At 63.7% G+C, this 19,011-nt stretch carries 17 protein-coding genes; 7 read left to right on the top strand and 10 right to left on the bottom strand.

The window, feature by feature from the left end; all coding sequences use genetic code 11:
- Nucleotides 1-7: 7 nt before the first annotated feature.
- The 7 genes from ACN9MZ_RS21030 to ACN9MZ_RS21000 all read right to left on the bottom strand — a co-directional run bounded on the left by ACN9MZ_RS21030 (nt 8) and on the right by ACN9MZ_RS21000 (nt 9,442).
- Nucleotides 8-1,135, bottom strand: a complete 1,128-nt coding sequence (locus ACN9MZ_RS21030; RefSeq protein WP_426338861.1) for an ABC transporter permease — start codon at nt 1,133-1,135, stop codon at nt 8-10.
- Between the two features lie 2 nt (nt 1,136-1,137).
- Nucleotides 1,138-3,888: a ribosome-associated ATPase/putative transporter RbbA gene (gene rbbA / locus ACN9MZ_RS21025; protein ID WP_426338860.1), complete on the bottom strand. Its 2,751-nt coding sequence runs from the start codon at nt 3,886-3,888 to the stop codon at nt 1,138-1,140.
- On the bottom strand, nt 3,885-4,958 hold the full coding sequence (locus ACN9MZ_RS21020; RefSeq protein ID WP_426338859.1) for an HlyD family secretion protein: 1,074 nt from the start codon (nt 4,956-4,958) through the stop codon (nt 3,885-3,887). The genes rbbA and ACN9MZ_RS21020 overlap by 4 nt, the downstream gene beginning before the upstream one ends.
- Nucleotides 4,955-6,379: an efflux transporter outer membrane subunit gene (locus ACN9MZ_RS21015; RefSeq protein WP_426338858.1), complete on the bottom strand. Its 1,425-nt coding sequence runs from the start codon at nt 6,377-6,379 to the stop codon at nt 4,955-4,957. The genes ACN9MZ_RS21020 and ACN9MZ_RS21015 overlap by 4 nt, the downstream gene beginning before the upstream one ends.
- Before the next feature lie 7 nt (nt 6,380-6,386).
- On the bottom strand, nt 6,387-7,154 hold the full coding sequence (gene fabI, locus ACN9MZ_RS21010) for an enoyl-ACP reductase FabI (RefSeq protein WP_426338857.1): 768 nt from the start codon (nt 7,152-7,154) through the stop codon (nt 6,387-6,389).
- 1 nt (nt 7,155) lies between these two features.
- Entirely contained in the window at nt 7,156-8,871 is a 1,716-nt protein-coding gene (locus ACN9MZ_RS21005; RefSeq protein ID WP_426338856.1) for a PHA/PHB synthase family protein, read from the bottom strand.
- 175 nt (nt 8,872-9,046) lie between these two features.
- Complete coding sequence (locus tag ACN9MZ_RS21000; protein ID WP_426338855.1) at nt 9,047-9,442, bottom strand: OsmC family protein; 396 nt, start codon at nt 9,440-9,442, stop codon at nt 9,047-9,049.
- Between the two features lie 475 nt (nt 9,443-9,917).
- On the opposite strand from ACN9MZ_RS21000, the gene ACN9MZ_RS20995 reads away from it, so the two are divergent.
- From ACN9MZ_RS20995 to ACN9MZ_RS20965, 7 genes are all read left to right on the top strand, one after another.
- Entirely contained in the window at nt 9,918-11,747 is a 1,830-nt protein-coding gene (locus ACN9MZ_RS20995) for an ATP-binding protein (RefSeq protein WP_426338854.1), read from the top strand.
- Between the two features lie 11 nt (nt 11,748-11,758).
- Nucleotides 11,759-14,041 carry a hypothetical protein gene (locus ACN9MZ_RS20990; protein ID WP_426338853.1) on the top strand — a complete coding sequence of 761 codons (2,283 nt, stop codon included), beginning with the start codon at nt 11,759-11,761 and terminating at the stop codon, nt 14,039-14,041.
- Nucleotides 14,042-14,160: 119 nt separating this feature from the next.
- On the top strand, nt 14,161-14,628 hold the full coding sequence (locus ACN9MZ_RS20985) for a GNAT family N-acetyltransferase (RefSeq protein ID WP_426338852.1): 468 nt from the start codon (nt 14,161-14,163) through the stop codon (nt 14,626-14,628).
- Nucleotides 14,625-15,023, top strand: coding sequence for an NAD(+)--rifampin ADP-ribosyltransferase (gene arr, locus ACN9MZ_RS20980; protein ID WP_426338851.1), 399 nt, complete (start codon nt 14,625-14,627; stop codon nt 15,021-15,023). The genes ACN9MZ_RS20985 and arr overlap by 4 nt, the downstream gene beginning before the upstream one ends.
- Nucleotides 15,024-15,130: 107 nt before the next feature.
- Nucleotides 15,131-15,586 carry a YciI family protein gene (locus tag ACN9MZ_RS20975; protein WP_426338850.1) on the top strand — a complete coding sequence of 152 codons (456 nt, stop codon included), beginning with the start codon at nt 15,131-15,133 and terminating at the stop codon, nt 15,584-15,586.
- Nucleotides 15,583-15,903 carry an MmcQ/YjbR family DNA-binding protein gene (locus ACN9MZ_RS20970; RefSeq protein WP_426338849.1) on the top strand — a complete coding sequence of 107 codons (321 nt, stop codon included), beginning with the start codon at nt 15,583-15,585 and terminating at the stop codon, nt 15,901-15,903. The genes ACN9MZ_RS20975 and ACN9MZ_RS20970 overlap by 4 nt, the downstream gene beginning before the upstream one ends.
- A 112-nt stretch (nt 15,904-16,015) precedes the next feature.
- A complete protein-coding gene (locus tag ACN9MZ_RS20965; RefSeq protein ID WP_426338848.1) occupies nt 16,016-17,377 on the top strand; it encodes a serine hydrolase in 1,362 nt (453 codons plus the stop codon).
- Nucleotides 17,378-17,520: 143 nt separating this feature from the next.
- On the opposite strand, the gene ACN9MZ_RS20960 is transcribed toward ACN9MZ_RS20965, so the two are convergent.
- From ACN9MZ_RS20960 to ACN9MZ_RS20950, 3 genes are all read right to left on the bottom strand, one after another.
- Nucleotides 17,521-17,925: a hypothetical protein gene (locus tag ACN9MZ_RS20960; RefSeq protein WP_426338847.1), complete on the bottom strand. Its 405-nt coding sequence runs from the start codon at nt 17,923-17,925 to the stop codon at nt 17,521-17,523.
- 17 nt (nt 17,926-17,942) lie between these two features.
- Entirely contained in the window at nt 17,943-18,350 is a 408-nt protein-coding gene (locus ACN9MZ_RS20955) for a hypothetical protein (protein WP_426338846.1), read from the bottom strand.
- A 133-nt stretch (nt 18,351-18,483) separates the two neighbouring features.
- Entirely contained in the window at nt 18,484-18,897 is a 414-nt protein-coding gene (locus ACN9MZ_RS20950) for a hypothetical protein (protein ID WP_426338845.1), read from the bottom strand.
- Between the last annotated feature and the right edge of the window lie 114 nt (nt 18,898-19,011).

The raw sequence follows: 19,011 nt of genomic DNA, 5'->3' as shown, positions 1-19,011 counted from the left end.
AAAAGGTTCAGGCCATCTGCGCAATGGTAGCGCGGAAGCGCCGCAGTGAGATGGCAAACAACGTGGCGCCGATGGCGGCGATGGCCAGCAGTTGCGGCCAGACCACGTCGATGCCTGCGCTGCGGTACAGGATGGCTTGGCCCGCAGCCACGAAATGGGTGGTGGGCGCCGCCAGCATCAGGTGCTGCACCAGCGCCGGCATGCTTTCGCGCGGCGTCACGCCGCCCGACAACAGCTGCAGGGGCAGCAGCACCAGTACCAGCAACATGCCGAATTGCGGCATGCTGCGCGCCAGCGTGGCCATGAAGATGCCCATCGCCGTGGTGGCGAACAGGTGCAGCGCGGCCACCAGCGTGAACAGCGCGATCGAACCCTGCACCGGCACGTGAAGTGCGCCCTGCACCACGAACAGCAGGGCGCCCAGGGCCGCGAGCAACACCACCAGCCCCATCGACCACACCTTGGCCAGCATGATCTGGGCCGGCGATACCGGCATCACCAGCAGATGTTCGACGGTGCCGTGTTCGCGTTCGCGGATCAGCGCCGCGCCGCTCAGGATGATCGACAGCATGGTGACGTTGTTGATGATCTCCATCAGGGCCCCGAACCAGGCTTGTTCCAGGTTGGGGTTGAAGCGCAGGCGCAGGTCCAGCCCGACCGGCAGGCCGGGATCGGGGCGGCTGCGGTGCAGAAAGTCGCTCACCTCGGCCGACACCATGCGGCTGATGCTGGCGTTGCCGGTGAAGGCCTGGCTCATGCGGGTGGCGTCGACGTTCAGTTGCAGCGGCGGCGACTGGCCGGCCAACAGGTCGCGCTGGTAGCCGGGCGGAATGGTGAGCACGAAGGTGTAGTCGCCGCGGTCCATGCCGGCGTCGGCCTGCTGAGGCGTGAGCAGCATCGGCGTGACGAACTGCGGCGGATAGAAGGCCGAGACGATGCGGGCCGACAGCGGCGAGGCATCCTGGTCCACCACGGCCAGTGCCACATGGTGCAGGCTTTCCGGCATGGCGGTGGCGGCGACGTAGATCGATACCGAGAAGGTGTACGCGATCAGCACCAGCATGATCGGGTCGCGCACCAGGCTCCAGAGTTCCTTGATGCCGAGCCGGTAGATGTTTGAAAGACAGGCACGCATGCTCAGGCCTCCTGTTTCCTGAGCAGGGCAATCGCCGACAGCAGGATCAGCGGCAGCGCCAGTGCCAGCATGGCAAAGGCTTGCTGCAGGTCGCCCAGGCCCAGTGCCTTGTTGAACACGCCGCGGCTGATGGCCAGGAAATGCGTGGCCGGATACACGCGGCCGATCAGCGCACCGATGCCTTCCAGCGCCGACACGGGGTTGATCAGGCCTGCAAACTGTACGCAAGGGATCAGGGTGCCGATCATGGTGAAGAACAGGGCTGCGATCTGGCTGCGCGTGAAGGTCGAGACCAGCAGGCCAAAACCGGTGGCGCAGACGACGTAGAGCAGCGCGGCCAAGCTCAAGGCGGCGAAACTGCCTTTGAGCGGCACGGCGAACACGGCCTGGGCCACCAGCGTGAGCAGCACGAAGTTGAGCATGCCGAGCGCGATATAGGGCAGCTGTTTCCCGAGCAGGAATTCAGCGCGGCTGACCGGCGTGACGTACAGGTTGAGGATGGACCCCAGCTCTTTCTCGCGCACCACGGACAGCGCGGCCAGCATGGCCGGGATCATCATCAGCAGCAGCGGGATCACGGCGGGGATCATGGCGGGCAGGCTGCGTACGTCGGGGTTGTAGCGGTAGCGCGTTTCGATGGCGCCGGGAGCGGCGAGGCGGGCGCCCAGCCGGCGCGTGGCCATGTCCTGCAGCCAGCCCAGGTGGGCGGCCTGCACATAGCCGCGCGTGGTTTCCGCCCGCAGCGGCATGGCGCCGTCGACCCACGCCCCGACCGCGACCGGGGCGCCGCGCTGCAGGGAGCGGCCAAAGCCGGGTGGAAGTTCGATTGCCAGCGCCAGTTCGCCGCTGCGCATGCGGCGGTCCAGTTCAGCATAGTCGGCCAGCGGGGGACGTTCAATGAAGTAGCGTGAGCCGGCCAGGTTTTGCGCATAGCTCTGGCTCAGGGCGCTCTGGTCGCGGTCCAGCACCGCGAAGTTCAGGTGGTCGACATCGAGGTTGATGCCGTAGCCGATGATGCACATCAGGATCAGGGTGCCCAGCAGGGCGAGCGTGGCGCGCACCGGGTCGCGCCGCAGCTCCAGCGTCTCGCGGCGTGTGTAGCTGAGGGCGCGGCGCAGGCTTTGTTGCCAGGGACGGGCTGCAACGGATGGCGTCGCCGCAGGCACCGAGCCTGGCATGCGGGCGCCGGGAGCGTTGGCATCGGCTGCGTTCCTGGTCCCGGCGGCATCTTCCAGGTAGGCGATGAAGGCTTGCTCCAGCGTGGCGGCACGGCGTTGGCGAACCAGGTCGGCAGGCGCCGCGCTGACCAGCACGCGCCCGGCATGCATCAGCGAGATGCGGTCGCAGCGCTCGGCTTCATTCATGAAGTGGGTGGAGATGAAGATCGTGACCTGGTCGCGGCGCGCCAGGTCGATCATCAACTGCCAGAACATATCGCGCGCCACCGGATCGACGCCGGATGTGGGCTCGTCGAGGATCAGCAATTCCGGGCGATGCACCATGGCCACGGCCAGCGACAGGCGCTGGCGGATGCCAAGCGGTAGTTGCTCTGGCAGGGCATCGAGTACACCCTCCAGCCCGAAGCGCTGCGCCAATTCCTGCACGCGGCCGGCAATCTCCGGCTCCGGCACGCTGAACAGGCGCGCATGCAGCACCAGGTTTTGCAGCACCGTCAGTTCGCCGTACAGCGAAAATGCCTGCGACATGTAGCCGACCCGGCGCCGGGTGGCCAGGTCGCGCGGGTCGACCACCTGGCCGAACAACTTTGCGCTGCCGGCGCTGGCCGGCAGCAGGCCGGTCAGCATCTTCATGGTGGTCGATTTGCCGCAGCCGTTGGAGCCAAGGAAGCCGAAAATCTCGCCGCGGCAAATGCGGAAGTCCACGTTGTCCACCGCCACGAAGTCGCCAAAGCGCATGGTCAGGCCGCTGGCCTCGATGGCGACGGCGCTGCTGCCGCCTTGTTCCAGCGGCGGGATGCGCACCGGCTGGTGCTGGCTGCGCCGGGCTTCCGGCAGCAGGGCGATAAACGCTTCCTCCAGCGAGGCGCTGCCGCTGCGTTGCTGCAGTTCCTGCGGCGCGCCAGTCGCCAGGACCTGGCCGCCGTCCATCGCCACCAGCCAATCGAAGCGATTGGCTTCATCCATGTAGGCGGTGGCCACGATCACGCTCATTTGCGGCCGTTGCGCCCTGATGCCTGCGATCAGGTCCCAGAACTGGGCGCGCGACAGGGGATCGACGCCGGTGGTCGGCTCATCGAGGATCAGCAGGTCGGGATCGTGGATTAGCGCACAGCACAGCCCCAGCTTCTGCTTCATGCCGCCCGACAGCTTGCCGGCCGGGCGGTCGAGGAAGGGCGCCAGTCCGGTGCTGGCAGTCAGGTGGGCGATGCGGCGGCGCTGCTCGGCAGCGCCATGGCCGAACAGGCCGCCAAAGAACTGCAGGTTTTCTTCCACCGACAGCGTCGGGTACAGGTTTTTGCCCAGGCCTTGCGGCATGTAGGCGATGCGTGGGCATAAAAGGCCGCGCTGCGTCTTGTCACGCATATCGCTGCCAAGTACTTGCATGCCGCCCTGCTGCACGGCACGCGCCCCGGCCACCAAAGAGAGCAGGCTCGATTTGCCGACGCCGTCCGGCCCGATCAGGCCGACCATGCAAGCTGCCGGCAAGGCCAGCGTGATGTCGCTCAGTGCGGTGACATCGCCATAGCGCAGGCTGACGCCGGATAGTTCGGCGACCGGCGCCGTGACGTTCACTGCGGCACCCGCAGGGCCAGCGCCGCCGGCCACTGCGCCTGGCGGTCAAGCTTGATCCACGCCGTGCCGGGCAGGCCGGTCTTCACCAGCGGCAAATGCTTTTGCAGCAGGGCGGGGTCGATGCGCGCCTTGACGCGGAACATCAGCTTTTGCCGCTCGTTGGCGGTTTCCACGGTTTTCGGCGTGAACTGGGCGGTGCTGGAAACGTAGGAGACCCGTGCCGGGATAACGTATTGCGGCGCGGCGTCCAGCACCACATGCACCTCGCTGCCAAGCGCCAGGAGGCCAGCCGCCACTTCCGGCACGAAGAAGGTCATGTAGACGTCGCCCAGGTCGACCAGGCTGAGGACCTTGCCGCCGCCAGGCAATACTTCGCCTGGCTGGGCGATGCGGTACTGCACACGGCCGTCGCGCGCTGCCAGCAGGGCGCCATCGTCGATATCGACCTGGATGCGGGCCAGGGTCGCTTGCAGCGCCGTAACCGCGGCATGCGCACCTTGCAGCTGCATGCGGGCTGCTTCCACCGCGCTGCCACCTGCTGCCGCCTGCGCCTGGGCTGCGCGCAAGCCGGCGCTGATGGTGCCGACGCGGGCTCGGTCGTCGTCCAGCTCCTGCTCCGAGGCGGCGCCTTCGCCGGCCAGCGTCTCGGAGCGGGCCAGGCGGCGGCGCGCGGCCTGCAGCTCGCTTTCGCGCTGTGCCACCACCGCCTGGGCGGCAGCCTGGTCGCCTTGGCGCATGGCGACGGCCGCTTCGGCGCTGGCGACGTTGGCGCGCGCATGCTGTTGTTGCGCCAGCACTTCGTCGCGCTGGGCCTCCAGCGACTTGACCTGCATATGGGCCAGCACCTGGCCGGCGCGCACGAAGTCGCCCTCGTCGACCAGGATATCCTGCAGGCGGCCAGGCAGCTTGGCGGCGACGTCGATCTCGGTGGCTTCGATGCGGCCGTTGCCGCTCAGGACTTGGTCGCCGTAGCCGCGCTGGCGGGCCTGGACCCAGGCATAGGCGCCGCCAATGGACAGGGCGGCCAGCAGCACCGCCAGCAGCAGTTGTTTTTTCTTGAACTTGATCATGATGAAAAACCTGGATGTTCGGATGACGGTGCGGAAAATTCGCCGGCTGCGCCGCCCAGGGCAAGGTAAAGGGCGACGCGGGCCGCCTGCAGCGCATGGTGGGCGCGTACTTGCTGCTGTTCGACCGTCAGCAGGTCGCGCTGCGCGTCGAGCACGTCGAGGTAGGAGCTGGCGCCGCTGTCGTAGCGCAGCTGGGACAGGCGGGCGCGACGCTGCTGCACCAGAACCGCGGCATCGGCCACTTCCAGCTGGCCGGAAAGCCAGTGCAGCGCCGACAGCGCATCGGCTACGTCGCGGAAAGCGCCTTGCACCGCCCTGTCGTAGGCGGCCAGCGCTTCATCGCGGCGCGCCTGGGCCAGGTTCAACTGGTCGCGCCGGCGACTGCCGTCGAACAGGGGCAGGGTGATGCTGGGAGCGAAATTCCAGGCGCGGCTGCCGCGCTCGAACAGGCCATCGAGTTCGGCGCTGGCGCTGCCCAGCGATCCGGTCAGCGCAATGCGCGGGAAGTAGGCGGCACGGGCTGCGCCGATGCTGGCGTTGGCGCCGCGCAGCCGGTGTTCGGCAGCGATGATGTCGGGCCGCTGCGCCAGCAGGTCGGATGGCAGGCCGGCGGCCGGGGCGGGCAGGGAGATTTCGGCGCCGCCGTCGGGCAGCTTGACCGGGGCGCCGACCAGCAGGTCCAGCGCATGCTGCTGCGTATCGCGTTCCTGTTGCAGTTGCAAGAGCAGGGAGCGTGCCTGGATCAGCAGGGTTTCGACCTGCGCCAGCTGCAGCTGCGAGGAGGAACCCAGCGTCGCGCGGCGTGCCACCATGTCGTAGGTCTGCTGGCGGCTGGCCAACGTGCGCTCGGCCAGCGCTATGCGCTGCGCGGTGTCGCGCAGGTCCAGGTAGGCCAGGGCGACCTGCCCGACCAGGCTGGCGCGCGCGGCGTTGCGCGCCGCTTCGGTCGCCAGGTAGGCTTGCAGCGCCGCCTCGCTGAGGTTGCGCACGCGGCCCCAGAAATCCAGCTCCCAGCTCGCCAGGCCAACGCCGGCCTGGTACTGGCTGGCATGCAGCGGCCGGCGGGTGAGGTTCAAGTCGGCCGGCACGCGCGAACGATCGACGCCGGCTTGGACCGCCACTGCCGGCAGTTGGGCGGAGGCTTCAATGCCATAGGCGGCACGCGCCTGCGCCACGCGGCTGACGGCGATGCGCAAGTCGCGGTTGTCCTGCAGCGCTTGCGCGATCAGCGCCCGCAGTTGCGGGTCGCGGAAGAAGTTGCGCCAGTCGCTTTCCAGAACCGCGCCGCCGGCCAGTGCGAACGATGGATACTGTGCCGGCACCGGCAGCGCCGGCTGCTGGTAGCCGGGCGCCAGGCTGGTACAGGCGCCGAGCAAGGCTGCCAGCAGCAGCGGCAGTGAACGGAAGGGAAGTCGTGGCATGGCAGCTTCAGTCCAGGATGTGGTATCCGGCATCGACGTACAGCGTGTCGCCGGTGATGGCGCGCGCGGCATCGCTGACCAGGAAGGCGCATAGCGCACCGACGTCGTCCACCGTGACCTTGTGATGTAGCGGCGCGCGGCGCTCTGCGTTCGCCAGCAAGGCGTCAAAGCCCGGGATGCCGGAAGCGGCACGGGTAGCCAGCGGGCCGGGCGACACGGCATTGACGCGGATGCCGCGCGGGCCCAGCTCCGAGGCCAGGTAGCGCACGCTCGACTCCAGCGCAGCCTTGACCGGCCCCATCACGCCATAGCTGGCGACCACTTCCTCCGCCCCCAGGTAGCTCATGGTCAGCAGGCTGCCGCCATCTTTCATCAGCGGTTCGGCCAGGCGCGCCAGGCGCAGGAATGAATGGCAGGAGATGTCCATGGCGCGCGCAAAGCCGGCAGCCGAGCTGTCCACCACGCGTCCCTGCAGGTCGGCGCCAGGCGCATAGGCGATCGAATGCAGGACGAAGTCGAGCTTGCCCCATTGCGAATCGATGGCATCGAACAGGGCTTCCATCTGCTGCGGTTGTTCGACGTCGAGCGGCAGCCGGAGCGGCGCATCCAGTTCCTGCGCCAGCGGTTCGACGTGCGGCCGCGCCTTGTCGTTAAGCCAGGTGATCGCCAGCGTGGCCCCGGCCTCACGCAATGCGCGTGCACAGCCCCAGGCAATGCTGTCGCGGTTGGCGATGCCGACCACCAGTCCTCTTTTTCCGTCCAGTGAAAGGCGCATCTTATTTCTCCATCACGTAGTTGCCGGGAGCATCTGCTCCAGCTGGAGCCAGCGCCGGCGGCGCTACGCGCGGCCCCGAACGCGCGGCCAGCCAGCTTTGCCAGGCGGGCCACCACGAGCCTTGCTCCAGGCGCGCCACGGCCAGCCATTCGTCCGGCGACAGGTGGTGCGCGCTGGCTGCATGGGTATGGATCTGGTATTGGCGATGCGGCGAACCGGGTGGGCTCACGATGCCGGTGTTATGCCCGCCGCTGCACAGCACGAAAGTGATTTCACCGCGGCTCAGCGCGTGGAATTTGTAGACCGAACGCCATGGCGCCACGTGGTCGGACTGGGTGGCCACCATGAATGCCGGCAGCACGACGTCGCCCAGCGCAACCGGCTTGCCTTGTACGAAATAGCGGCCGGCGGCCAGGTCGTTGTCGAGGAACAGGCGGCGCAGGTATTGCGAATGCATGCGCGCCGGCATGCGGGTGGCGTCCGCGTTCCAGGCCATCAGGTCATTGGGGAATTCTTCCTCGCCGAGCAGGTAGCGGCGCACCATGCGCGACCACAGCAAGTCGTTGGCGCGCAGCAGCTGGAAAGCGCCCGCCATTTGTTCCGCACGCAGCACGCCGCGTTGCTGCATTTGCGCTTCCAGCACGCCAAGCTGGCTGTCGTCGATGAACAGGCCCAATTCGCCCGGCTCCGTGAAGTCGGTCTGGGCGGTCAGCAAGGTCAGGGAAGCCAGCCGCTGGTCCTGCTCGCGCGCCATGGCAGCAGCGGCAATGGCGAGCAGCGTGCCGCCCAGGCAGTAGCCGCCCGCATGCACGCGCTGGCCCGGCATGATGTCGCCGACCTTACCCAGCGCCGCGAACCAGCCTTGCTCAAGGTAGTCGTCCATATCCAGTTCGCTTTGTGCGGGACCAGGGTTGCGCCAGGAAATGCAGAACACTGTGTGGCCATGTTCGACCAGGTAGCGCACCAGCGAGGATTGGGCCGTCAGGTCAAGGATGTAATACTTCATGATCCATGCCGGCACCAGCAGCACCGGCTCGGCATATACCTGTTCGCCGGCGGGCGCGTATTGCAGCAATTCGATCAGGTCATTACGCAGTACTACCTTGCCCGGCGTGTTCGCGAGGTCCAGTCCTACTTGCTGGTGCGGGCCGGAGGGGGCAGCCTGGCGCTGCGCCAATGCCTGTTGCCAGTCGCGCAGCGCCAGGCAGGCGCCGCGCGCCAGGTTGCAGCCGCCCTGCTCGATGGTGACGCGCAGTACTTCCGGATTGGTCCAGAACTGGTTGGCGGGCGAATACACATCGAGCAGGTTGCGGGCGGCAAAGCCGACTTGCGACTGATGATGCTCCGATACGCCCCAGACATCGCTGCTGGCAGCCTTCCACCATTGTTCGGTTTGCAGGAAGGCCTGGTGCCAGGTATTGAACGGCCATTGCTGCCACTCGGGCGCCGCAAAGCGCCGTTCGCTTGCCAACGGCGCCGGCGCGTCACCGCGCGCGCTTTCCAGTGTGTAGCGTGCCAAGGCGCAGGACTGGCGCAGGGCAAGCTGTCCCAGTTCGGCGCACTTGCCGGGCGAGACGGCAAGGTGCAGCGCCCAATCCGTTGCCGCCAGCAAGGCGGATGCGATCGACAAGGAGGAGCTGGCGTTGGCCAGGCTGGCATGCACCTGCTGGTCCAGCTGTTCATAGGCTGTGCGTGGGGCGGGGGAGCTATCTGGCATGGCGGGTTCCATCGGTTTCGGCCGGGATCGGACGTTGCGCTTCACTTTAGGGAGTGGAGTGCGATCTTTCCTTGATCTGGATCAAAACGAGCACGAACGTGCTAAATCATTGCGAATCGCAAGCTGGCAATGGCAGGCGATGCAGGGATGCGTGGCACGCCAAGCGGGGCGGGATCTACTCCAGCACGACCATCGCGCCAGACCGGATCGTGTTGTGAACTTCGGCTACGGCATCTGTCTGGCGTAACAGGTCCGCGATGACATCGTCCGTGGCCGATGACGCAATGCGTGCCTGGTAGCGGATGTTGGTAGCAGCGAGCCCGGGGCCTGGGAAATCGGCGCTGGCCTCAACGAAAACAGCATCGACCGGGATATGCAGTCGTTCCGCCTCGCGGTATACGTCGTTGCAATAACATGTGGCCAGGGCCAGCATCAGGAACTCGCTGCCGTTGACTGCTGATCCCTTGCCGGAACGTTTCGCCGGCACTGAAAGTGATTGCGAGACGCTGTTTGTGGCGACCTGCGCGTCATGTGCCTGCGCCGAACTGCGGATCGTGGCGGTGATTTTCACGGGACGCTCCTTCCTGTTGACGCTTCCATTTCATGCTGCTCAGCGCCGTACGTAACAGCAGGTGTCTCGCAAGGGCAAGCTGAACCTATCCCCGACGATATCCCTATGCCCGCACGACGCCTCATGGAATGTATGAGGGCAGTTCAGGTACTGCACGAACAACTCCCCAGCCCTTCATTCTACCAGGGGCGTGGTCGCTTGCTTGGAGCATCGCCGCTGGGCGCTCTAATCGGGAATTAATGAAAACGAACGAACTTCAGTCTAGCGTGCAGCGAATGGCCTCCGTGGCCGTGGTACCAGGGCACCATACGCATAACGGATTTCGCAGTCGCCACGTTCAATGACATTATTCCCGTGATATTTGGAGAGTTTTTACTTGCATTGCGCAAGCTATGATGTTCACGATCTGGCCTCTGCGAGGCGCCAACGTTTCAAACGATTTAAGGGCTGGCATAGGCGGCCCTTTTCTTCTTCTATGATCAAAGAACAACACGCAACAAACGTGGACCTTGGCGGCTTGCTGTCCGTCCTCGGCAAGCACCTCTATTCGACGCCGCTGGTGGCGGTGCGCGAGCTGATCCAGAATGCCCACGACTCCATCACGCGCCGCCGCATCGAATGCCCCGGATGGCAGGAGAGCGGAAAGCTGAAGCTCGACGGCGACAAGCTCAATGGGGTGCTGCGAATCACCGACAACGGCTCCGGCTTGTCGGAACATGAAATCCACGCGTTTCTCGCCACCGTCGGCGCGGGCTACACGCGCACCTTGCGCACGCAAAGCGATGCCCTGATCGGCATGTTCGGCCTGGGTTTCCTGTCTGCTTTCGTGGTGGCGGAGCAGGTCACGGTCACGACCACCTCTTACCAGGAGCCCGGCCGGACCTGGCGCTACCAGTCGCACAATGGAGAGTCCTACACGGTCGAACCGGTGCCGAACGACGGCCTGGTCGGCACCTGCATTGAACTGAAGCTGCGCCCGGCGCACCGCTACCTGGCCAGCGCGTCAAGCCTGGAACGCTTGCTGGGGCATTACTGCGCCTTGCTCCCGGAACCTGTTTATTGCGGCGATGTCCGCATCAACGAAATTACACCGCCATGGCGCCAGGCGGAGGGCAATGTCGTGGAGCACCCGCTGCAGCAGCGCAAGCGCAGCCTGGCCTTTGCGGCCCGGTTCGAGCAGCAATTCGAACCCATTTGCACGATTCCGGTGAAGACCTCCGCCAGCGATGTGCGCGGCATTCTCTGGATCCAGGACGGCGCGACTTACAGCAGCAGCGACAACCGCAACCTGAAGGTATTCGTGCGCGGCATGCTTCTTGACGATGATGCCCGCGACCTGCTGCCGCGCTGGGCGGGCTTTGTTGGCGGTGTCATCGAGTCGCAGGATCTTACGCCAACTGCGAGCCGCGAAGACCTGCAGCGCGACGCCCATTACGGATTCGCCCAGGCCGACCTGCTCGATTCGCTGGTGAAGGGGCTGGCCGAAATCGCGGCCGGACAGCCGGCGGCATGGCGCCGCATTCTGACCCGTCACAATGAGGCACTGATGGCGGCGGCACTTTGCAATGATGATTTGTTCAGCTTGTTGCTGGACGCAGTGCGTATTCCAACGTCGCGTGGCGACCTGTCCTTGTCGGAGCTGCAGGGGCATGGCCCGATCCACGTCAGCCTGGCCGACAGCGGCGGTTTCGAAGACATGGTGTGCCGGGCCATGCATATCCCGGTGGTGAAAGGCGATCGCTACGCCGTACACAGTTTCCTGCGCCGCTGGGCACAGCAGTGTGGCGGGAAGCTGGTTGAAATCGGCACCGAAAGAGGCAACCGGCAGCTGTTTGCCGAGGCCGAGCTGTCGGACCAACACACCGAGTGGCTGAAACGGCACCTGGGCAACGGTGAACTGCTGGTGCCTGCACGCTTCATGCCCGCGCACCTGCCGCTGGTTGTTGTCCCAGATCGCGATGCCGAATTGAAGGAAAGGCTGGAGTCGGACGAGTTAGACCAGCGCATCGCCCAATCGGCGCTGCAACTGGTGCGCCAGTTCACCAGCAATATTGACGGCGAGATCAAGGCCCGGCTGTACATCAACCTCGAAAACCCGGCCATTACCAGCCTGCTGAACGCTTATCGCGAGCAGGGTGAAACAGCCGGCTGCCTGCATGCGCTGAAGCTGCTGCGCTCGATGAAGATCGTCATGATGGCTGGCGACACGAGCAAGCTCCCTGCAACGGAAGGCCTGACCGGCGCCTTGCATGACATCAGCCAGCTTGTGCAGGTCTTGACCCGGTCTCAAGCAACAACTGAATAACAAGGAATCAAATGGATATCTGGAAGTGGGTTTTCGACACGCAGCGCGACCTCGAGGAGGCCGGCAACTACCGCCTGGCGGAGCTCATCAACGAGATCCCGAGCAACGCGAGCGAGGGAAGGCTCGAACTCGCGCAAGCTGCGCTGCCGGAAGCGCTGGCGGCCGCACGGGCAGCGCGCCTGCCATGGCTGGAGGTGTACTTCCGCCATTGGACGATCAATCCACGCGTCTGCACGCGAAGGGAAGGCGAGGCGGCCCTGAAAGACACGGTGTCGCTATTCGAATTCGCGCACCGGCCGGAAACCGTCGATTGCCCGCAAAGCGTCTGCACCACGCAGGACATCGCCTGCTGCTACGCGAACGTGGACGGCGCCGGCTATGCAAATGACCGCATCGCGGTGTGCGAGGATACCCTGGCCCGCATTGACAGCAGCTGGGGGTGTTTCCGTTGCATCAGCAGCGAGATGATGAATGCGCTGGTGGATGCCGCAAAGCCGGAGGAGGCGTTGGCGTTTGCAGAACGGCAGTTGCCTCAGCTGCAGGAGACTGGCGCCGATCAAAGCGTTGACTGGTTCGAGCCGCTGGCACAGGCGCAGTTCGCCGCTGGCCAGTACGAAACGGCGCTGGCGACCCTGGACTACATCGAAGAGCAAGGGTTTGACAGCGATAACCCGCCCAAACGCTACGCCCGTTCCTGCATGCGTTTCCGGCTGCTTGCGCTGCTCGGACGATCCGAAGATGCATGGGCGATGTTGCCGCCGGAAGAAAAGGGGCGAGAGTTTGGCGAATGCCTGGACCTGTCGGTTGGCCTCGAAGTCCTGCTGCAGAAGGCCCCGGGCCGCAATGACTACCTGGTTGGCCGGCGCACTGCGGCCGCCGTGCGCCGCTACAGCGCATCCGGTTCGCATCGCCTCACGCTGGATGCACTGGCGCCGCACGTGCGGCTGGCGGTCGCCCGCGGTGCACGCTGGTCGGCAACGCAAATGCTCGAGCTGGCGCGCCCCCATCTTGGGAAACTGAAGCAGCCATTGGGCGCTCCGGAGGCATTTTCTGAACTGGAGGCAATGGTGGCCGCCATGCCTGCTGTACGCGAGTTGCCTGTCCCGGCGAGCGAGTTGGCTGATTACATCCGGCAAATTGAATCCCGGGATGCGGAGCAGGACCTCGAGCTGCTGCTAGCGGGTGCCGCCAGCCTGCCGTCGGACGCCGGCCTGGCCGTGCTCACATCGTGCGCCATGCGTGCCTGCGGCGGAATGGAGGCTGCCCGTGCGTACCTGTGGTCCTTCCTGCGAGCGAATCCTCGCTCTGATGCCGTTGTGGAAGAACTGGAATCGGTGCTGGTCGAGGTTCGTGACGAAGCCGGCGTGCAGGCCCTGGCTGGTATGTTGCGCGAATCCGATCCCGTCCGGGCCCATTTGTGCCTTGCCCGTTTTGCGTTCAAGGGCGAGCGCTGGAGTGAGGTCGGCAGCAATGCCGGGCTGGTGCTGGAACTGGAGCCTGGCAACGGCCAGGCGCGAGCCCTGTGGTCATATGCTTGCATGCGCATGGGGGATTTCGAGCAGGCGCTTGCGCTGTTCGAACAATCGATCGAGGAAGATGGCGCCACCGGCAACACATATTGGGAAGCGATCGTCGCCGCTAGCGCATTGGGTCGATGGGATCGGGTGCGTGCGTTGGGCGCGGCACTTGGCATGGAATTCGAGGCGGGCGAGGGCCCGATCGAGGAGAAGTGGGGCGTCGTGCGGGTGCAGTACGAAGACGACGGCGAGGGGATTGAACGTTACGCTCACCGGACTGGGCCCGTCACGGCGCGCATTGTCTCGCTATCGGGCTCCAGGCGGAGACAGACGTTTGGCCAGCTGGTGGTATTCGATCCGCAGCCATTGGAGGACCGGCCGGAAGGGGAGGAAAAGGACAGCCAGTTCGTGCAACTCTACAAGGTCGTTAAAGTCATTGAGCAAAGTAGTTTCGGTACCAGCTACCTGGTCGATGGCGTGCATCCAGGCGAGTCCGCATTGAAGGCTCTCACCGACGCGTTTTCGGCGCGGGGCTGGAAATGGGTCGTGCATAGTGAGGCGGATTACAAAGTGTTCGACACAGAAGCCGAAATCGAGCATCCTGGCGTGTATTTCCTCGTTGCCGCTCCCGTTGGTACCGCTGCTGGCGTAATCGACGAAACGCTGCGCGAACTGACCGCCGCCTTCGAACATCCCCTGTGCTGGACAGGCCTTGCCGAAGCCGCCGGGTCGGACGTTCACCGTCACGAGGCGCTCATGGAACGATACGAGCTGTGACCAAAGGGCGCCATGCGACAGTCGAACGGGATACGGATTTTTCAGCCTGCCTGAACATATTCTGGAATGGAATTCGGAACCTGTGCAATGAAAAAAACTATCCGCGAATTCCGCTATAAATGATGATCATTCGTGCTGTTACTGTTCAAGACGTTCCTCAAGTCGCCGAAATGGTCGGTGAGCTGCTTGCTGAAATCATGGCGGCCATTGGCGAGCAGGCGTTCAATTTCGACCTGGCGGTGACAATCGAGAGGATGGGGACTTTCCTCTCACAAGAGAAGTACTTTGTCTTTGCCGCCTTTGATGGCGATCGTGCCGCCGGATTCGTGGCGCTTTACGAGAGCTATGCGTTGTATGCGGAAGGTGCGTTCGGCACGATTCCCGAGTTCTATGTTCGCCCGGCCTATCGTTCGAAGGAGCTGGGTTTGCAATTACTTTCCAAGGCAAAGGCTCTCGGCCGTTCGCGCGGTTGGAAGCGGCTGGAGGTGACGACGCCACCATTACCCCAGTTCGACAGGACGCTCGCATTCTACGAGCGCGAAGGCTTTGCAATCAGCGGTGGCCGGAAGTTGAAGGTGATATTGTGATCGAGGGACCTTTCTATCATGGTACCAAGGCTGACTTGCAGATTGGCGAGCTCATTGAGCGCGGCTTTTCTTCCAACTATGGGACCAGGCGGCAGGCTAATTTCGTCTATCTCACCGCGACCCTGGAAGCGGCAACCTGGGGCGCCGAGTTGGCCGTCGGCGAGGGACGGGGCAGGATTTACATCGTGGAGCCGACAGGTCCGATCGAAGATGACCCAAACCTGACAAACAAGCGCTTCCCCGGCAACCCTACCAAGTCATATCGTTCGCGCGAACCGCTGCGCATCGTCGGTGAAGTGGCGGAGTGGACTGGCCATCCGCCAGAGAGGCTTCGTGAAATGCTCGATCACCTTGAGAAACTCAAGGAGCAAGGCATTGAAGCGATCGAAGAGTAAATCGCTGACCTGGCTGGGCATGCGGCGCTGAGTAGGGTAGCTGGAGTATATTTTGCGAAGATCGGATGGAGGGTGTGATGGTACACGCTGGAAATGAGGGCGGGGCAATGAAGGCGACTCTGGCAGCGATTCTCCTGGTCATGCTGGCGAGTTCGGCGCAGGCGCAGGCGACGCCAGCATACGATGCCGAACTGGCGAAGTCCTTGGGCGGGAATGAGAACGGCATGCGCAAGTATGTGTTCGTGGTGCTGCGCACGGGCCCAAACAAGGTGCCGGCGGGGCAGGAGCGAACTGAGATGTTCGCCGGCCATATGGCAAATATCCAGCGCCTGGCCAATGAGCGCAAGTTGGCTTATGCCGGCCCGCTCGATGGCGTCGATGGCGCGCGGGGCATCTTTATTTTCGCCGTTGACAGCATTGACGAGGCCAGGGCGCTGGTGGCCACCGATCCTGTGATCATCAAAGGCGAGATGGTGGCGGAATATCACACGCACTTCGGTTCGGCGGGCCTGATGATGGTGAACCAGGTCCACTCGCAAATCATGAAGCCGGCGGCCAAGTGAAATTCTCAACGGTCCGTACTTACGCCATGTCGCTGCCCGATGTCAGTGACGAGCCACACCACAACTTTGGCTCGTTCCGGGTGAAAGGGAAGATCTTCGTCACCGTTCCACCGGGAGAGGAATTTGTCCACATCTTCATTCCCGACGAAAAGCGTGATGAAGTGCTGGCGCTGTATTCCTCCTTTGCCGAGAAGCTGCTTTGGGGCAGCAAGGTGCTGGGCGTGCGGGTCGAACTGGCGAAGGCCGATGCGTCGGTAGTCAAGCGCCTTGTGAAACAGGCTTGGGAGCATAAGGCGCCGAAACGCAAGGGGGGCTGAAATTCGTGCCCCGGAAGCGACCGTTCGTCCCACGGAATCGACCATTCGTCGGCGCGGCCAACTGCGCAGGACTGGCCCTTATTAGCATCCAGGTTTTTGAGGAGGCCACGCCGTGACGAAACTACCCGCAATTATCTTTGCATCACTCTCCCTTCTGCAAGCCGCCTGCGCGATGGCAGAAACGCCGCTCGAGCAGCGCCTTGACGCCGTGCTGGCGCCAATGTTCAAGCCGGGCTGGCCGGGCGCCACGGTCATCGTCACGCGCGACGGCAGGCCGGTTTTCCGCAAGGCTTACGGCCTGGCCAATGTGGCTGAAAACACGCCGATGCAGCCGGACATGCAACTGCGCATAGGCTCCATCACCAAGCAGTTCACGGCGGTCGGTATCCTGATGCTGGCGGAGCAGGGCAAGCTCTCGTTGCAGGACGACGTGCGCAAGTACCTTCCGGACTTCCCCGACAAGGGAAGGATCATCACGATTGAACATTTGCTGCAGCACACGTCCGGCATTCCGAATTACACCGCGCTGAAAGGCTTCCGCGGCCTGCCCGATGAAGGCGTGACCCTCGAGCAGGTGTTCGATGTGTTCGCCAAGGAGCCGCTCGACTTCGCGCCGGGCGAACGCTACAGCTACAGCAATTCAGGCTATTTCCTGCTGGGCCTCATCATCGCAAAACTGTCCGGCACAAAGTATCACGACTTTATCGCGAAAAACATCTTTGATTCGCTTGGGATGCAGGATACGGCACACGAGGGTTTCGAACGCAGTGCCAAGCGCCACATCAAGGGCCATCGCCTGGACGCGATGGAGATCGTGCCGGTGAAGGATATCGACGTAACCCTGGCTTATTCGGCGGGGGCGCTGGTGAGCACGGTGGACGACATGGCGCGCTGGGACGCGGCCGTCAGCAGCGGAAAACTGCTCAAGCCAGCCACCTGGCGCCAGGCTTTCACGTCATGCCGCTTGCCACAGGGTGCACCCTGTAACTACGGCTACGGCTGGAATATCGGCACCCTTGCGGGCCACAAGATGATCCATCATGGCGGCTCCATCCCGGGCTTTACCGCACAGGCGCTGCGCCTGCCGGACGACAAGGTGTTCGTGGCGGTGCTCACCAACGGCAACGGCGGTGCAGTGAACACGCCGGTGATCGCCTACAAGGCTGCAGGCATCGCGATCGGGCAGCCGTTCGCCGATTTCAAGCCGATCGCGCTGGCGCCGCAGGCGCTGGAGGCCTTCGTCGGCACTTACGTCAGCCGTGACAAGGTCAAGCGCGTGGTGCGACGCGATGGCGACAAGCTGGTCATGCAGAGGGAAGGACGCGATGCGGTGCCGATCATGGCGCACGCGCCGGACAGCTTCTTCATGGAGGGATCGCTGGCGAGCCTGGAGTTCCAGCGTGGTGCGGATGGCACGGTCCACAGCCTGCTGGTGCGCCAGCCCGGCGCAGACGAGACCGCACTGCGCCAGTAAAAAGAGGCCGCCAGCGCAGTTCCTGCTGGCGGCCCGGACGTGCCCGCGGCTAGCGCGTCATGAGGGAGGCATAGGCCAGCGGTTTATCTGGCAGGTCCTCATCTTGATAAGCTATGCTGCCACTGACATAGCCCCGGCGCTTTCTATCGTGAGGCGAATTCCACCAGCACCGGCAACAGGCCGGCGCCGCGGCTGCTATCGACATAAGCGACGTTGCCGGTGATCTGGCCGTCCCAGGTGTATTTGATGTGGACGGAAAGCTGGCCGTCCACCGCGCTGAACTTGCGCAAGCCTGTGGCGATCATTTCGTGCTTTGGTAGCGAGCCAATCTGACCGAACATCCTGGCGCCTTGCCTGGTGAGGAACAAGGTCTTGCCGTTGGCGAGCTGGTAGTCGCCAATATATTCAAGGATTTCGTCGGGCCACAAAGTAAGCGGCTTCACGTCCTTCTGGGCAGGCACCACAACTGTTTCGACCGAAGTCTGGCTTTGGGCAGGAAGGCTAAAAGCGAAGAAGCCCAGGCCGAACGCGAGCAATAGGCGTTTCACGATAGCCTCCCATGGCGTCAGCGCGATGCAAACCGGATGCTGATGACCTTGGGTTCAAGGCCCGCCACCGAGGGCGATTCGTCGACATAGTTCAAGCTGCCGCTGACGGAATTGCCGTTGTCCCACACCAGCTCCATCCACATCTTGCCATCGAGCGCCAGGAATTGCCCGTTGCCGGAGCGGGTGATTTCGTGTTCGCCCTGTTCGTCGACTCGCGCATACATGCGTGTGGCCTTGCGAATCAGGTAGAGCGTCTTGCCGTTGGAAAGTTCGTATGCGCCTTTGTATTTGCCGAATTCGTCGGGCGACATGTAGGTACGATTAACCTCTTTCGAGGCGGGGATCAAAACTTTTTGTTCGGTGCTCTGTGCGTACGCCGAAAGGGCGAGCGCGAACAGGCAGCCGGTTGCCACTAACCGCTTCATGATTGCCTCCAGTTTTTGGTGTGGCCAGGACTCTAGAATTGCCTGGCTCTTTCAATATAGCGCCCATTCGGGCGACTTGCCATCCCTGCGTCACCCTGGTTCGTGGCCGCGGCGCGCAGGCTTTCGCTCGCGTTTAACGCGAGGCTATTGAGAGGGTGGCGTGGACCGGCTTTCGCTCGGCCATGCTGGGAGAAAAGTTCAGTTCACCGGTGGCGGTATCGTCGTTGATCCAGACGATGTTCATATCCATGCTGCCGTCGGCCGCAATGAACTTGCCGTCGCCTTGCCACAGGATTTGCCGCCGCGGCTGTTGGCCAACTTGCGCGTAGATATGCATTGCAGTACGCGACAGGGTCAGGGTCTGGCCGTTGGACAGGGCGTAGGCGCCCTGGTATTGGTAGAACTCTTGCGGTGAGATGAGCTTGCGTTCCAAATCCATTTGCTTCTGCGCGGGCACAACCACCGATTGGTCAGCGCCGGTGCTGCTTTGTGCTGCTGCGCTTGCAGCGAGGACAAGTAGCCCAGCGGCGGCGAAGTATCGCTTCATGACTGCCTCCATTCGTGGACCAAGGGTGCCAGGTCAAATTGTTGCCTGGCACCTTTCAATATAGCCCTGGCAGTGGCCGACGGAAGTTCAATATTTTGATGAAAGCGACTATGG

The sequence above is a fragment of the Pseudoduganella sp. S-14 genome (assembly GCF_049913285.1).
In the GTDB taxonomy this organism is placed as follows: Bacteria; Pseudomonadota; Gammaproteobacteria; order Burkholderiales; family Burkholderiaceae_D; genus Rugamonas.
The sequence above is the reverse complement of the archived record's forward strand: the minus strand, read 5'-3'. Positions and strand labels throughout refer to the sequence as shown.

Coding starts and splice junctions, on each gene's coding strand:
- ACN9MZ_RS21030 (WP_426338861.1), bottom strand. CDS start 1,135: ATGCGTGCCTGTCTTTCAAACATCTACCGGCTCGGCATCAAGGAACTC.
- ACN9MZ_RS21020 (WP_426338859.1), bottom strand. CDS start 4,958: ATGATCAAGTTCAAGAAAAAACAACTGCTGCTGGCGGTGCTGCTGGCC.
- ACN9MZ_RS21015 (WP_426338858.1), bottom strand. CDS start 6,379: ATGCCACGACTTCCCTTCCGTTCACTGCCGCTGCTGCTGGCAGCCTTG.
- fabI (WP_426338857.1), bottom strand. CDS start 7,154: ATGCGCCTTTCACTGGACGGAAAAAGAGGACTGGTGGTCGGCATCGCC.
- ACN9MZ_RS21005 (WP_426338856.1), bottom strand. CDS start 8,871: ATGCCAGATAGCTCCCCCGCCCCACGCACAGCCTATGAACAGCTGGAC.
- ACN9MZ_RS20995 (WP_426338854.1), top strand. CDS start 9,918: ATGATCAAAGAACAACACGCAACAAACGTGGACCTTGGCGGCTTGCTG.
- ACN9MZ_RS20990 (WP_426338853.1), top strand. CDS start 11,759: ATGGATATCTGGAAGTGGGTTTTCGACACGCAGCGCGACCTCGAGGAG.
- ACN9MZ_RS20985 (WP_426338852.1), top strand. CDS start 14,161: ATGATGATCATTCGTGCTGTTACTGTTCAAGACGTTCCTCAAGTCGCC.
- ACN9MZ_RS20975 (WP_426338850.1), top strand. CDS start 15,131: ATGAAGGCGACTCTGGCAGCGATTCTCCTGGTCATGCTGGCGAGTTCG.
- ACN9MZ_RS20955 (WP_426338846.1), bottom strand. CDS start 18,350: ATGAAGCGGTTAGTGGCAACCGGCTGCCTGTTCGCGCTCGCCCTTTCG.
- ACN9MZ_RS20950 (WP_426338845.1), bottom strand. CDS start 18,897: ATGAAGCGATACTTCGCCGCCGCTGGGCTACTTGTCCTCGCTGCAAGC.